Genomic DNA, 14,505 nt, shown 5'->3' with positions numbered 1-14,505 from the left:
ACAGATATGTTTTTGTGGAGATTTTTTAGAAAGTTTTCATTGCCCTGCTCCCTGGTTCTGGGAGCATTGGGCTACCTGATATTCGCCAATGTGCCCTTTCTGGTGCCCATTGGCGATTATTGTGGTCCGAGGTTGGTAAGTCTGATGCCGGTAGTGCTGTTCTCCCTGCTCTATGTTACTTTCTGTAAGATAGAAATCAAGGAGATGAAGCCTAAGGCGTGGCATTTCATCCTCCAGCTCATCCGCACCTCGCTGGCATTGGCGATGGTAGTGCTCCTCTTCGAGTTCGGTTCTGATTACAGTACCAAACTGATTCTCGAGGGTGCCTTCATCTGCTTCATCTGTCCTACGGCAGCCGCCGTGGCTGTGGTTACGGAGAAGTTGGGCGGTAGTATCGGTTCGCTGACCACCTATACGGTCATCGCCAACATTTTTACGATGATTATCATTCCGAGTCTTTTCCCGATGGTAGAGAAAGGGGCAGACGTATCGTTCCTCATGATGAGTGCGATGGTGTTCCGCAATGTTACTACCGTGCTGGTGGTGCCTCTGCTGCTTGCCTTGCTGAGCCGCAGGTTTCTTCCAAAATGGGTGGATAAGGTGAAGAATGTAAAGGATCTGGGCTTTTATATGTGGTGTTTCAACCTCACGATACTGATGGGCGAAACGGTTCGCAACATGCTCCATGCCGAGGTATCGGGCGTAACGATGCTTCTGCTGCTCTTTGTGCCGCTGCTGGTATGTCTCCTCCAGTTTGCCATCGGCAAGGCGGTAGGCAGGCATTTCGGTGCGAGTATCAGTGCCGGTCAGGCGTTGGGACAGAAGAATACGGTAGTGGGCATCTGGCTCACCCTCACTTTCCTGAATCCTCTTGCTGCCGTAGCACCGGGTGCCTATGTAGTATGGCAGAATCTGGTCAATGGCTGGCAACTTTGGTATAAAGAAAAATATGGCAAGCTTAAGTGGTAAGCTTGCCATATTTTTTTGTTTCTAATCCTGGGTAGGGTAGATGAGGTTTTCTTCCCTGATGCAGCAGAGCACCTCATCCAGATATTTCCTGGCTTCATATTTCGCCATAGGCAGGTCGTGGAGCAGGTAGTTGCCGCAGTCCTTTGCCGCCTGTCCCGGAATCTCACCCTCGAAATCGGCGATAAACTGAAAGGTGCGCTTCATCAGTTCCACGATGTCCTTGCTCTCCACGTCGCCCTTGATAAGGAGATAGTTGCCCGTGAGGCATCCCATCGGTCCCCAGTAGATGATGCGGTCCTTCCACTCCTCGTCGTTGCGCAAATAGGTGGCAGCCAGGTGCTCAATGGTATGGATGGCGCCGTTGTGCAGACAAGGCTCCTGGTTAGGCACCTTCATGCGGATATCGAATGTTGTGATGACTTCTCCGCCTACTTCGTCCTTACGGCTCACGTAGATGCCGCGGAGCAGCTTATTGTGATTGATTGTAAAACTTGGAATCTTATTCATCTTTTTTATAATGTTGAATGTTGAGTGTTGAGTGTTGAATGTTGAGTGTTAAATATTGAGTGAAGAATCATTCAACATTCAACACTCAACATTCAACACTTCTAAAGACTTTCGAGGAAAGCCTTGGTAACATAGAAAGAGCCTTCAGCCATTTTAGCCCAGAAGTCGAAATACTGCTGTGCCTTGGTATCTTTCAGCGGTACATCGCTGATGATGCGGAAGGAGATGAAAGGCGTCTTGTAGATGTGGCAGGTCTGGGCGATAGAGCAGCTCTCCATATCCACCGCCATCGCCTGAGGGAAGTGTTCCAGGATAGAGCGCATCTTCTCCTTGCTGTCTACAAACCATTCGCCGCTCACAATCTGTCCGGCGTGGATCTTCGGGTGCCTATTGCCCGGCAGGTTATTGATGGCGAGTGCCTTCTCCACATATTCCTTAGGTGTTTTGAAGGAAGCAGGCATGCCCAGAATCTGTCCGAATTCGCATTCCTCGCCGCAGTAGGCATCGTGGTAAACGCAATTGGTAGCCACTACCACCTCAGTCACGTTGAGGTTGATATCAGCGCCTCCAGCCACGCCAGAAGAGATAACAAGGTCTGGGTGATAGTTGTCAATCATTTCCACGGCACCTATGGTACTGTTCACCTTACCGATGCCGCATTGTTGCATCACCACCTCGTTATAGCCTATCTTTCCGATAACGAAGTCCTTATAGTTTTTTCTCTCAACCTGCGATTCGGTCAATAATGTTTTGAGTTGCGCGAACTCCTTGTCCATCGCAACGATAATTCCTATTTTCATATTGTATACTAACTTTTGGGTGCAAAGTTACTAAAAATATTGCAGAGAGTAGCAAAGTTTAAGGAGTTTTTAAGGAAAAAGGCATTTAAAGGTAAAAAGGTAAAAAAGTAAAAAAGTAAAAAAGGTAAAAAGAGCCTTAACTCTTTATAACCCCATTCCCTCGTAAATTTATATAGCCCCTGGTGTGTTTTTGCATCAGGGGCTTTTAACATTACGGGGGACCAGCGATGGAATCGCTGGGGACGGGGGCGCGAAGGGGGTAAGGCTCTTTTTACTTTTTTACCTTTAAACGTTTCTAGAAGTTAACTCCGAAATTGAGCTGGAGGGCTCCATTGCGCGATTTGTCGAAACTGTCGTGGCAGATGTTGGCAAGACCGATGTCGTAGGTGAGATCGGCATAGAACATGTCGTAGCCGATGCCGCAGCCGATGCGGATACCACCATCAAGGCGGCGGAAGTTTGCATCCTTGAATGAGCTCTCTGCTTCACGCTCGGCAAAGTTCTTGATCTTGCCTCCTACACCAACGGCAAAATAGCCGCCTACCTGAGGCTGGATGGAGAAGTGATCGTCTACTTCGTACTTGTACTTCAGTACGGCTGGAATCTCAAGATAATTGAGGTCGTAGGTCATCTTCTTGCCTTCAGGAAGATCCTTCTTGCCACCTTTCTCTATATACGAAAGTCCGGTCTCGAGATAGAGTGGGGCGCTGTCGGTCAATGGGATGCCGGCTACTACGCCCACATTCAGACCGGTCTGCCAGTCGCCACCATCCAGACGGGAATCGTCGGAATTGACAAAGGTGAAGGCAGGACCGATGCGGAATCCGTAATACGGGCTGCCGTAGTTGTGGTTGTAATGGTAGTCGAGACGGTCTGTCTTGCTGTTGTAATATCTGCTGTCACGATAATTCTGTGCTGCTGCCGGCATCAGAGCCAGAAGCAATGCCATCATGATGAATGCTAATCTTTTCATAATTCTTATTCTTTTATACATTAATATATTCTGTTTGAAGAAACTTGTTTTACAATGCAAAGGTACGGATAAAAAACGCAACGGCAGCGAGTGTTTCCCTAAATGATAGAGGGGAACCCCTATTTCTGACCTAATACAACTTTCTCAACAAAAAAAATATAAATTTTTGCTATATTTTTTGTTTTGTCTCCAATTTATGCTATCTTTGCCTTCAAATTATAAACGTTTATATAGAAATATGAAATTTTTGAAGAAGTATCTACTGGATATTCTGGTAGTTATTGCATTTGCAATCATCTCCTTCGTCTACTTTATGCCAGCCGATATGGACGGACGAATCCTCTTCCAACATGATGCAGCGGCAGGAAAGGGACTGGGACATGAAAAGGAACTCTTCCAGCAACAGACGGGAGAAACTACACGATGGACGAACTCGGTGTTTGGCGGTATGCCTACCTATCAGATGTCGCCTTCGTATGACAGTAATCAGGTGCTCAGCCAGATTGTGAAGGCATATCATCTGTGGTTGCCAGACTATGTATGGTATGTCTTTGTATACCTTCTGGGCTTCTATATCATGCTGCGTGCCTTCAACTTCAGACAGTCGCTGGCGGCGCTGGGAAGTATCATCTGGGCATTCTCGTCCTACTTTTTCATCATCATCGCTGCCGGACATATCTGGAAGGTATGGGCGCTGGCTTATCTGCCTCCGATGATTGCGGGCGTGGTGCTTGCCTATCGGGGCAAGTATCTCAAGGGACTGCTCCTTACTGCCATCTTCTCGGCTTTCGAGGTGCAGGCTAACCACGTGCAGATGACTTATTACTATCTCTTTATCATCCTCTTCATGGTGATTGCCTTCCTGGCAGATGCCATCAAGAAAGGTGAACTCGCACGTTTCGGAAAGGCTACGGCGGTATGCGTGGTGGGTGCCCTTATCGGTATCTCGCTCAACCTCTCGAACCTTTATCATACCTGGCAGTACGGTCAGGAAACCATGCGTGGAAAGAGCGAACTCGTAAAGAAAAATGCGGCTAACCAGACCAGCAGCGGTCTGGATAGAGACTATATCACACAGTGGAGCTATGGTATCGACGAAACCTGGACGCTGATGATTCCGGATGCCAAGGGCGGTGCCTCCGTGCCGCTGGCGCAGAACCATCAGGCGATGGAGAAGGCGGATCCTAACTTCGTTCAGATTTACCAGCAGCTGGGACAGTACTGGGGCAACCAGCCGGGAACGAGCGGACCGGTATATGTAGGCGCCTTCGTCTGCATGCTCTTTATCCTGGGTCTGTTTATCGTGAAGGGTCCGATGAAGTGGGCGCTGCTTGCAGCCACCATCCTGAGCATCCTGCTCGCCTGGGGTAGAAACTTCATGCCGTTTACCAATTTCTTCCTCGATTATGTGCCGATGTATGCCAAGTTCCGCACGGTGGCATCTATCCTGGTTATCGCAGAATTCACCATCCCGCTCCTGGCGATGATGGCGCTGAAGAAGATTGTGGATGAGCCGGAGATTCTGACAGAGAAGATAAAATATGTATATGCCAGTTTCGGTCTGACAGCAGGTTTCTGTCTGCTCTTCGCCATCATGCCGGGCGTATTTTTCTCTGATTTCGTATCGGTACAGGAGACACAGGCGCTGCAGCAGTTGCCTCAGGAGTATATCTCTCCAATCATGAGCAATCTGACGGATATCCGTAAGGGCATCTTCACATCCGACTGCTGGCGTTCGTTCTGGATCATCCTCATCGGTTCGGCACTGCTGATGCTCTTCAAGATGAAGAAGCTGGGCAAGGAATATATGATTGCCGGTATCGCCGTGCTCTGTCTGGTGGATATGTGGATGGTGAACAAGCGCTATCTCTACGATGATATGTTCGTAGACAAGGCGCAGCGCGATACACCGCAGCAGATGACCGAGACCGATAAGATTATCTGCCGTGACAAGTCACTCGACTACCGTGTGCTGAATCTGGCATCGAATACATTCAATGAGAACGAGACCTCTTACTACCACAAGAGCATCGGCGGTTATCATCCAGCCAAGCTCCGTCGCTACCAGGAGATGATTGATGCACATATCGCTCCTGAGATGCAGAAAACGATGCAGGCGGTAGCTGCTGCGGGCGGCGATATGACCAAGGTGAACGGCGACAGTATCTATCCAGTATTGAACATGCTGAATACCAAATACTTCATCATGCCGCTGAAGGGCGGACAGACCGTTCCGGTTCAGAATCCGTATGCCTACGGCAATGCATGGTTCGTAGACGAGGTGAAGTATGTGAACAATGCCAACGAGGAAATCGATGGCGTGGGCAAGGTGAACCTCCGACATGTGGCTGTGGCTGATGCCAAGTTTAAGGAACAGCTGGCGCAGAGCGTGAAGCAGGATGATACTTCGGTGGTGAAGATGACGCAGTATAAGCCGAACAACCTGACTTACGAGGTGAAGTCGAGCAAGGGTGGCGTGATCGTATTCTCTGAGATTTACTATCCGGGCTGGACGGCTACGGTAGACGGACAGCCGGCTGAGCTGGGCAGAGTGAACTATATTCTGCGTGCGCTGAACGTGAAAGCAGGCAGCCATAAGGTTGTGCTCGATTTCCATCCTCAGTCGCTCAAGAATACCGAGACGGTGGCTTACATCGGTTATGGTGTTCTGGCTCTCCTTATTATAATAGGTATAGTGGTTGAGGTGAGAAAACGCAAGAAGGCTTCTCCGGAAGTGAATGAATAAAAAAGAGAAAGACTTATGCTGTTTCGCACAGAAATAGATATTCCGAAGGCCGACTTCGAGATAGGGGCGGCAGAGCGGATGCTCTTTGTGGGCAGTTGCTTTGCCGACAATCTGGGTAGGCGTTTTGTGGAGAACCGCTTCCGGGCTACGGTGAATCCCTTCGGGGTGATGTATAATCCGGCAAGCATTCTCCATACGGTAGAGAAATGTTCCGAGGTGCGTCCCCGGGTGGCTGTCTTTACGCTGGGTACCAACCATGTGTATATCCTGAAGGAGACGGGCGAGATAGTGGACAACTGCCAGAAACGCCCGCAGCGCCTCTTCGAAGAGCGGGAACTGAGCGTGGACGAATGTGCCGGCTATCTGCAGAAGGCTATCAATCTGCTGAAATCGCAGACCGCAGCATCTGATGGCAGTGAAGACTCGCTGAAGGTCATCATCACGGTAAGTCCTATCCGCTATGCGAAATACGGCTATCACGGGAGTCAGCTTTCGAAGGCTACGCTCCTGCTGGCAGCCGATAAGCTGGTGAAGGAGAATCCCGGAGTGGTGAGCTATTTTCCGGCTTACGAGATCATGAACGATGAACTTCGTGACTATCGCTTCTACAAGGAAGACATGCTGCACCCGAGCCAGCAGGCTGTAGACTATATCTGGGAGCGGTTCCGGGCAACTTACTTCGGCAAGGCAGCGGAGCAGTTTCTGGAAGACTGGCGGCCTATCCGCGAAGCACTCGGCCATAAGCCCTTCCATTCCGAGAGTGAGGAACACCAGAAGTTCATCGCCAGGACGGAAGAGAAGAAAAGACAATTTGAGGAGAAATATCATCTCTTATAAAATAAAGAATATTTAAATAACAAGACAATGACATATACTATTGAAAAGGTAACCACACTGATAGGTGCGCGTCGCTATGGAGACAATGATACCAACATCGGTTTTATCCTGACCGATAGTCGTTCACTTTGTTTCCCAGAGGAAACTCTGTTCTTTGCGCTCAAGTCGGAGCGCAATGATGGTCATAACTACATCCCTGAGCTGTATCGCAGAGGTGTGAAAAACTTTGTTGTAACGAATGTGCCTAAGGGCTATGCTTCTGATTATCCGGGAGCCAACTTCCTGAAGGTAGTAAACACGCTCGAGGCTCTCCAGCGTCTGGCTGAGCGCCACCGTGACGAGTTTAACATCCCTATCGTAGGCATCACGGGTTCAAACGGAAAGACCATGGTCAAGGAGTGGCTCTACCAGCTGCTCTCGCCAAGTATGTTTGTTACCCGCAGTCCGCGCAGTTACAACTCTCAGATAGGTGTGCCATTGTCGGTATGGCTGATGAACGAGCAGACCCAGGTGGGCGTTTTCGAGGCAGGTATCAGTATGCCTGGCGAAATGCTTGCCCTGCGTGACATCATCCAGCCAACCGTCGCCGTACTGACCAATCTGGGTGCTGCGCATCAGGAGAATTTCTCTTCCATGGAGGAAAAATGCCGGGAGAAACTCATCCTCTTCCATGATGCAGAGACCGTAATCTATGATGGCGATGACGAGGTTATCAACAAGGTGATGGCCGAATATCCCGACTATAAGGGCGAGAAACTCTTCTGGTCGCTCAAGAATGCGGAGGCTCCTTTCTATGTGAAGAACATCGAGAAGCAGCAGAGCGTGAGCGTGATTACCTATATATATAAAGGTGAGGAAGACAGCTTCTCTATCCCGTTCATCGACGATGCATCTGTACAGAATGCCATCATCTCTGCCGTCGTGGCATCGAAACTTGGTCTTTCGGCTGAAGATATCGACAAGCGCATGGCACAGCTCGAACCTGTGGCAATGAGACTGGAGGTGAAGGTAGGACAGCACGGATGTACGCTGATCAACGACAGCTACAACAGTGATATCAATTCGCTTGATATCGCCCTCGACTTCATGAACCGCCGTCCAGACCATCGCGGTCGTCGCCATACGCTGATATTGAGCGACATCTACCAGAGCGGTCAGGAACCGGAGGCATTATATAAAGAGGTGAGCGATTTAGCCCGTAAACGTGGCGTGGTAAAGTTCATCGGTATCGGTCCTGAGCTCTGCAAGCAGCACGATGTGATTCAGATTTCAGAGAAGTTCTTCTTCCCGAATGTAGAGGAATTCATCGCCAGCGAGGTGTTTGCTTCCCTGCGCGATGAGGTGATTCTGCTGAAGGGCGCCCGTCAGTTTGGCTTCGACCAGCTCACCGAACTGCTGGTACAGAAGGTACACGAGACTACGCTAGAGGTGAATCTGAACGCCGTGGTAGCCAATCTGAACTACTACCGTGCGTTTATGAAGCCGGAAACCAAGCTGGTATGCATGATCAAGGCAGACGGCTACGGTGCAGGTGCCGTGGAGATAGCCAAGACCCTGCAGGATCATCGTGTAGACTATCTGGCTGTGGCTGTAGCCGATGAGGGCGTTACGCTGCGCAAGAACGGCATCACCAGCAACATCATGATCATGAATCCGGAGATGACCGCCTTCAAGACCATGTTCGATTACGACCTGGAGCCGGAGGTTTACTCTTTCCGTCTGCTCGATGCGCTCATCAAGGCAGCTGAGAAAGAGGGAGTAACCGGTTTCCCTGTCCATATCAAGCTGGATACCGGCATGCACCGCATGGGCTTCGACCCGGAGAACGATATGGAGGAACTCATCGGCAAGCTGAAGCACCAGAATGCCATCATACCACGTTCTGTGTTCTCTCACTTCGTGGGCAGCGATGACGACAGTTTCGATGATTTCTCAGCTCATCAGTTTGAACTCTTCGACAAGGGCAGCAAGCAGTTGCAGGCAGCCTTCGACCATAAGATATTGCGCCATATCTGCAATTCGGCAGGTATCGAGCACTTCCCGGAGCGCCAGCTGGATATGTGTCGTCTGGGACTCGGACTCTATGGCATCAATTCGCGCAACAACAAGACCATCAACTGCGTGAGCACCCTGAAGACAACCATTCTGCAGATGCACAACGTGAAGGCAGGTGACAGTGTGGGCTACAGCCGCAAGACAATTCTCGACAGAGACAGCGTCATCGCAGCCATCCCTATCGGATATGCTGACGGACTGAACCGCCGTCTGGGCAACCGTCATGCCTACTGTCTGGTGAACGGTCAGAAGGCAGATTATGTGGGCAACATCTGTATGGATGTGGCTATGATAGACGTGACCGACATCCCTTGCAAGGAAGGAGATTCGGTAGAAATCTTCGGCGAGCATCTGCCTGTCCAGACACTGAGCGACATCCTTGAGACCATCCCTTACGAGGTGCTGACCACCATCAGCAACCGTGTGAAGAGAGTTTACTTCCAGGACTAGGAAGTGAAGAGGGAAGAATGAAGACCGATTCGGTAAAAAATCATTTTAAAACGTATAAAATAGAGAAATCCTATCAGAAATGTTCTGATAGGATTTTTTTTGCGTAAATTTTTCCATCAAAACGTATTGTAATTGAAGAAAAAAGTGTATCTTTGCACACAACAAATCATTAAAAGACAAAAGAGGGTGCTCTTTGTCGTGTATTTTCTAACAATTAAACAATACTACAAATTAAAATGGAACAAGTATTTAGCTATATTATCAGTCTCGGTGCGAGCGTGATGATGCCTATCATCTTCACGGTTATCGGTCTGTGTATTGGCATGAAATTCGGAAAGGCTTTGAAGTCGGGACTCTTCGTAGGCGTGGGTTTCGTAGGCTTGGGCGTGGTAACAGCATTGCTGACTACCAACTTCAACGACCCATTGAAGGCTATTTCTGACATCTACCACCTACAGTTAAACGTTTTTGACATGGGATGGCCTGCAGCTGCAGCTGTAGCTTACAATACAGCAGTGGGCGCATTGATTATCCCAATCTGTCTGGGTGTCAACTTTCTGATGTTGATTACCAAGACAACACGTACCGTAAATATCGACCTCTGGAACTACTGGCACTTCGCCTTTATCGGTGCAGTGGCTTACTTCGTGATGGGCCAGAGTTTGCTTTGGGGCTATTTCGCAGCTATCGTCTGCTACATCAATACGCTGGTTTGTGCAGACCTGACAGCCGATAGATTCCAGAAATATTACGATTTGGATGGTATCTCAATTCCGCAGCCATTCTGCCAGAGTTTCATGCCATTCGCAATCGTTTTCAATAAACTCTTCGATATGATTCCGGGCTTCTCTAAGCTCGATATCGATGCAGAGGGACTGAAGAAGAAGTTTGGTGTGCTCGGTGAGCCACTGGTACTCGGTGTTATCGTAGGTGCCCTGATAGGTTGGGCAGCCCAGCTCGATATCAAGAAGATTCTCTTCCTGGGTGTAACGATGGGAGCCGTGATGGAGCTGATTCCTCGTATTACAGCCCTGTTTATCGATGGTTTGAAACCTATCTCAGAGAAGACACAGGAGTTGGTGAAGACCAAGTTTAACGGCAAGAAGGTTCATATCGGTATGAGTCCTGCCCTGGTAATCGGTCATCCTACTACCCTGGTAGCATCTGTGATTCTGATTCCGGTTATCCTGGCTATCGCAGTCTTCCTGCCAGGCAACCAGTTCTTGCCTTTGGCATCGTTGGCAGGTATGTTCTACCTCTTCCCAATGATTCTGCCGTTTACAAGAGGTAATGTGGTGAAGACGCTTATCATTGGTCTGGTAACTCTCGTCATCGGTCTCTATTTCGTTACCGATATGGCACCAGACTTTACGCTGGCAGCCAACCAGGTTTATGCAGCTACAGGCGATAATGCCGCTCATATCCCTGACGGATTCTCTGGCGGTGCACTCGATTTCGCATCCTCTCTCTTCGGATGGGTTATCTATCGCGGTGTGAAGCTTTCATACGTAGGTATGGGTGTTCTCGCAGTCATCACAGTAGCCATGATGGTTATCAACCGTCAGCGCATCGTGAAGGAAGAAAAAAAGTAAAAAGGTAAAAAATAAAACAAGATAATTATGAAGAAATTAACATTAATATTAGCAGCAATGGTATTAACAGCAAGTCAGGCTTTTGGCCAGTGTGGAAAATGTGGTTATGAAGTGAAGGCGGAAAATGCCTACACTAACTACAACGTTCGTTATGCAAGCAATCCGATGGATGCAAAGCACTATACAACAGACCGTCTTCGCGGTGAATTCGCTATCGAGAAGGTGTTTGCTCCAGGCGAGGTAAACTGGACATACACCATGTTCGACCGCTTCCTCATCGGTGGTGCTGAGCCAACAACCGCTCCTCTGAAGCTGACTTCTATCGCTCCTCTCTATACAGACAAGCCAAACGATCAGAAGAATCTGCTCGACAACCGCGAGTTGGGTATCATCAACATCGGTGGCGAGGGTACTGTTACCGTTGACGGCAAGAAGTATACACTCGGTTTCCAGGAGGCTCTCTACGTAGGTCGTGGTGCCAAGAACATCGAGGTAAGCAGCAAGGATGCAGCTAAGCCAGCTAAGTTCTATATGAACAGCGCTTGTGCTCATCAGACATATCCTACCAAGAAGGTTACCCTGAAGGATGCCAACAACATTAAGGCTGGTAGCCTGAAGGAGAGCAACGACCGCGTAATCCACCAGTTGATTATCGATGGTGTAGCCGGTGTTCGTACCTGCCAGTTGCAGATGGGTGTTACTGAGTTGAAGGAGGGTTCTGTATGGAACACCATGCCAGCTCATACTCATCTCCGCCGTATGGAGACTTACCTCTATTATAATGTACCAGAGGGTCAGAAGATTCTCCACGTAATGGGTGAACCACAGGAGACACGTCCTATCTGGTTGAACAACGAGCAGGCTGTGATTGCTCCAGAGTGGTCTATCCACTGTGCAGCAGGTACCAGCAACTATACCTTTATCTGGGGTATGGCAGGTGAGAATCTGATCTACAACGATATGCAGGTAGTAAAGATTCCTACATTGGAATAATAAGATACATGATATGGCAACCTGGCTTATGATTAATATGAGCCAGGCTTTGCCGTCTAAATAGTAATCTAAAATAAAAAAAAAGTATAACGCTTAAAAACTTTTTGCAAAATGAGTCCTATTACAACAAGCAAAATGTCCAACTTCCGTTGGGTAATCTGTGCACTGCTCTTCATCGCAACCACAGTCAATTACATGGACCGTCAGGTTCTCTCTTTAACATGGAAAGACTTTATTGCTCCAGAATTCCACTGGACAGATGATCACTATGGTACCATCACCGGTCTTTTCTCAATCTTCTATGCCATCGCCAACCTCTTCGCAGGTAAGTTTGTTGACTGGATGGGCACCAAGAAAGGTTATCTCATTGCCATCTTCGTATGGTCAACAGGTGCTGTGATGCACGCCGGTTGCGGTTGGGTAGCTATGCAGATGGAAGGTTATGATTCTATCGAGGCACTCCGCATGGTACAGGCAGGTAGTGATGCAGCTGTAGCGATTGCTACAATCAGTGTATGGCTCTTTCTCTCTTGCCGTTTGATTCTTGCTGTGGGTGAGGCTGGTAACTTCCCAGCAGCCATCAAGGTAACAGCAGAGTATTTCCCTAAGAAAGATCGTGCTTTCTCTACCGCTATCTTCAACAGTGGTGCATCTGTAGGTGCTTTGGCAGCTCCAGCTACCATTCCATTGTTGGCTCGCAGCATGGGTTGGGAGTGGGCATTCATTATCATCGGTGTGCTCGGTTACGTATGGATGGGCCTCTGGGTATGGCTCTATGACAAACCATCTAAGAGCAAGCATGTAAACAAGGCTGAGCTTACTTATATTGAGCAGGATGAGGACCTCGAAAAGGTTGAGGCTGAGAAAGAGACAGAAACTGCCGCTGAGGAGAAAACTATCGGCTTCCTGAAGTGCTTCAGCTACCGTCAGACCTGGTCATTCATCGTAGGTAAGTTGATGACTGATGGCGTTTGGTGGTTCTTCCTCTTCTGGGCACCAGCTTACTTCTCTGACCAGTATGGTTATTCTTCAGATTCAGGTATGGGTATCGCCCTCATCTTCACTCTCTATGCTATTGTAACCGTATTGAGTATTGGTGGTGGTTACTTGCCAACGTACTTTGTAGACAAGAAGGGTATGAATCCATATATCGGTAGAATGCGTGCGATGTTGATTTTCGCTTGCTTCCCATTGCTCGGTCTGATTGCCCAGCCTATGGGTGAGTACAGTGCATGGTGGCCAGCTATCATCATCGGTTTGCTCGGTGCAGGTCATCAGGCTTGGTCTGCCAACCTTTATTCTACTATCGGTGATATGTTCCCTAAGTCAACTGTAGCTACTATCACCGGTATTGGTGCAATGGCAGGTGGTATCGGTTCCTTCCTGATCAACAAGGGTTCCGGTATGCTCTTCACCTATGCAGATGGTCAGGGTTCCGCCTTCAGCTTCATGGGCTTCGATGGCAAGCCAGGTGCCTACATGATTGTATTCTGCATCTGTAGTGTTGCTTACCTCGTAGGCTGGTGCATCATGAAGGCATTGGTTCCTAAGTACAAGCCAATCGTTGTAGAATAATGAAAAGGTAAAAAAGTAAAAAGGTAAAAAAGCCTAGCGGAATGTTAACCAGCGAGGTGCCCTTTTTACCTTTTTACTTTTTTATCTTTTTACTATTTTACCTTTAAATAAATCCTTGTTGTTTGAGGGCTTCGAGGAAACCTTGGCTCATCGCCTCGCAATCCTTCTTCGTGTATCGGATGTCGGTGAAAACCTGGGCTAGGGTCTCTACGTTGTTGATGCGAACGAACTCCTTGTTCTCTTCAAGAGCTTCCTTCTCTGCATAGAAGTCGTCAATCTTCTCTAGGGTATAATCCTCGAAATGCTCGTGGTGGATGATGCTGCGCAGAGGGAGACGGTCGCTCAGGGCTGGATGTTCTGCCGGCCAGCCGATGGTCAATGTGGCTACTGGCATTACGAGCTTAGGGAGCTTCAGGGTGTCGATGATCATCTTTGGCATATAAACCGTAGTTCCCAGGAAACAGGTGCCTAAACCGGCTTCTTCTGCCAGATTGGTAAAGGTCTGGGTAAAGAGAAGGGCATCGGTAGCTGCATTCATAAAAGAGAGAATGTTGTCATAGCCCGGGGTTCCCTTGCGGTTCTCTGCCCAGAGGGTTGTGCGGCGATAATCGGCACAGATGGTGAGGACGACAGAGGCTTCTGTTACCATCGGCTGGTTGAAGTGGGCTGGTGCCAGCGCCTTCTTTCCTTCTTCACTTCTTGTTACCACAACGCTGTAAAGCTGCAGGTTTCCCATTGTCGGGGTGCGCTCTGCCTCTTCCAAAAGGCGGTTCAGGAGTTCTTCAGATACTTCCTTCTCTGCATATTTTCTGATGCTTGTTCTGTTCTTAATCGATTCCATATCTTTTTTATTTTATCATTATACCTTATTATATATATAGGAGTTCTGTTCCATTTCAGAACCCTATTTTTGCTGCAAAGTTAGTGAAAGTTTCCCAAAAAGTTGTCTTTCTTTCGCTTTTTTAGTGAAATATATGCCAAAACGTTTCAGATTTTAGAAATAAAAGT

General features: G+C 48.5%; 11 protein-coding genes. 7 read left to right on the top strand and 4 right to left on the bottom strand.

All coding sequences use genetic code 11. The features are described 5' to 3' along the window. Window positions 1-6 precede the first annotated feature (6 nt). Window positions 7-969: a transporter gene (locus RCO84_RS10120; RefSeq protein ID WP_317584985.1), complete on the top strand. Its 963-nt coding sequence runs from the start codon at window positions 7-9 to the stop codon at window positions 967-969. Window positions 970-990: 21 nt separating this feature from the next. On the opposite strand, the gene RCO84_RS10115 is transcribed toward RCO84_RS10120, so the two are convergent. The 3 genes from RCO84_RS10115 to RCO84_RS10105 all read right to left on the bottom strand — a co-directional run bounded on the left by RCO84_RS10115 (window position 991) and on the right by RCO84_RS10105 (window position 3,249). After that, on the bottom strand, window positions 991-1,476 hold the full coding sequence (locus tag RCO84_RS10115; RefSeq protein ID WP_144151906.1) for an S-ribosylhomocysteine lyase: 486 nt from the start codon (window positions 1,474-1,476) through the stop codon (window positions 991-993). Window positions 1,477-1,577: 101 nt separating this feature from the next. After that, window positions 1,578-2,276: a 5'-methylthioadenosine/adenosylhomocysteine nucleosidase gene (locus RCO84_RS10110; RefSeq protein WP_317584983.1), complete on the bottom strand. Its 699-nt coding sequence runs from the start codon at window positions 2,274-2,276 to the stop codon at window positions 1,578-1,580. Window positions 2,277-2,571: 295 nt separating this feature from the next. Beyond that, window positions 2,572-3,249, bottom strand: coding sequence for an outer membrane beta-barrel protein (locus RCO84_RS10105; protein WP_317576328.1), 678 nt, complete (start codon window positions 3,247-3,249; stop codon window positions 2,572-2,574). Window positions 3,250-3,487: 238 nt separating this feature from the next. Here RCO84_RS10105 and RCO84_RS10100 point away from each other — a divergent pair, with 238 nt between their 5' ends. The 6 genes from RCO84_RS10100 (at window position 3,488) to RCO84_RS10075 (ending at window position 13,497) form a co-directional block, all read left to right on the top strand. Beyond that, window positions 3,488-5,995, top strand: coding sequence for a YfhO family protein (locus tag RCO84_RS10100; RefSeq protein WP_317584981.1), 2,508 nt, complete (start codon window positions 3,488-3,490; stop codon window positions 5,993-5,995). 15 nt (window positions 5,996-6,010) lie between these two features. Next, window positions 6,011-6,832, top strand: a complete 822-nt coding sequence (locus tag RCO84_RS10095) for a GSCFA domain-containing protein (protein ID WP_317584979.1) — start codon at window positions 6,011-6,013, stop codon at window positions 6,830-6,832. Window positions 6,833-6,859: 27 nt separating this feature from the next. Then, window positions 6,860-9,337, top strand: a complete 2,478-nt coding sequence (locus RCO84_RS10090) for a bifunctional UDP-N-acetylmuramoyl-tripeptide:D-alanyl-D-alanine ligase/alanine racemase (RefSeq protein WP_317584977.1) — start codon at window positions 6,860-6,862, stop codon at window positions 9,335-9,337. A gap of 236 nt (window positions 9,338-9,573) precedes the next feature. Further along, window positions 9,574-10,929, top strand: coding sequence for a PTS galactitol transporter subunit IIC (locus RCO84_RS10085; RefSeq protein ID WP_117695507.1), 1,356 nt, complete (start codon window positions 9,574-9,576; stop codon window positions 10,927-10,929). 27 nt (window positions 10,930-10,956) lie between these two features. Then, window positions 10,957-11,922 carry a 5-dehydro-4-deoxy-D-glucuronate isomerase gene (gene kduI / locus RCO84_RS10080; protein WP_117695506.1) on the top strand — a complete coding sequence of 322 codons (966 nt, stop codon included), beginning with the start codon at window positions 10,957-10,959 and terminating at the stop codon, window positions 11,920-11,922. Between the two features lie 111 nt (window positions 11,923-12,033). After that, window positions 12,034-13,497: an MFS transporter gene (locus RCO84_RS10075; RefSeq protein ID WP_287578254.1), complete on the top strand. Its 1,464-nt coding sequence runs from the start codon at window positions 12,034-12,036 to the stop codon at window positions 13,495-13,497. Between the two features lie 103 nt (window positions 13,498-13,600). On the opposite strand, the gene RCO84_RS10070 is transcribed toward RCO84_RS10075, so the two are convergent. Beyond that, window positions 13,601-14,338 carry a nitroreductase family protein gene (locus tag RCO84_RS10070; protein ID WP_317584976.1) on the bottom strand — a complete coding sequence of 246 codons (738 nt, stop codon included), beginning with the start codon at window positions 14,336-14,338 and terminating at the stop codon, window positions 13,601-13,603. Window positions 14,339-14,505 lie beyond the last annotated feature (167 nt).

Origin of the sequence: Segatella copri, from assembly GCF_949820605.1 — a bacterium.
Taxonomy (GTDB): Bacteria; Bacteroidota; Bacteroidia; order Bacteroidales; family Bacteroidaceae; genus Prevotella.
The sequence above is the reverse complement of the archived record's forward strand: the minus strand, read 5'-3'. Positions and strand labels throughout refer to the sequence as shown.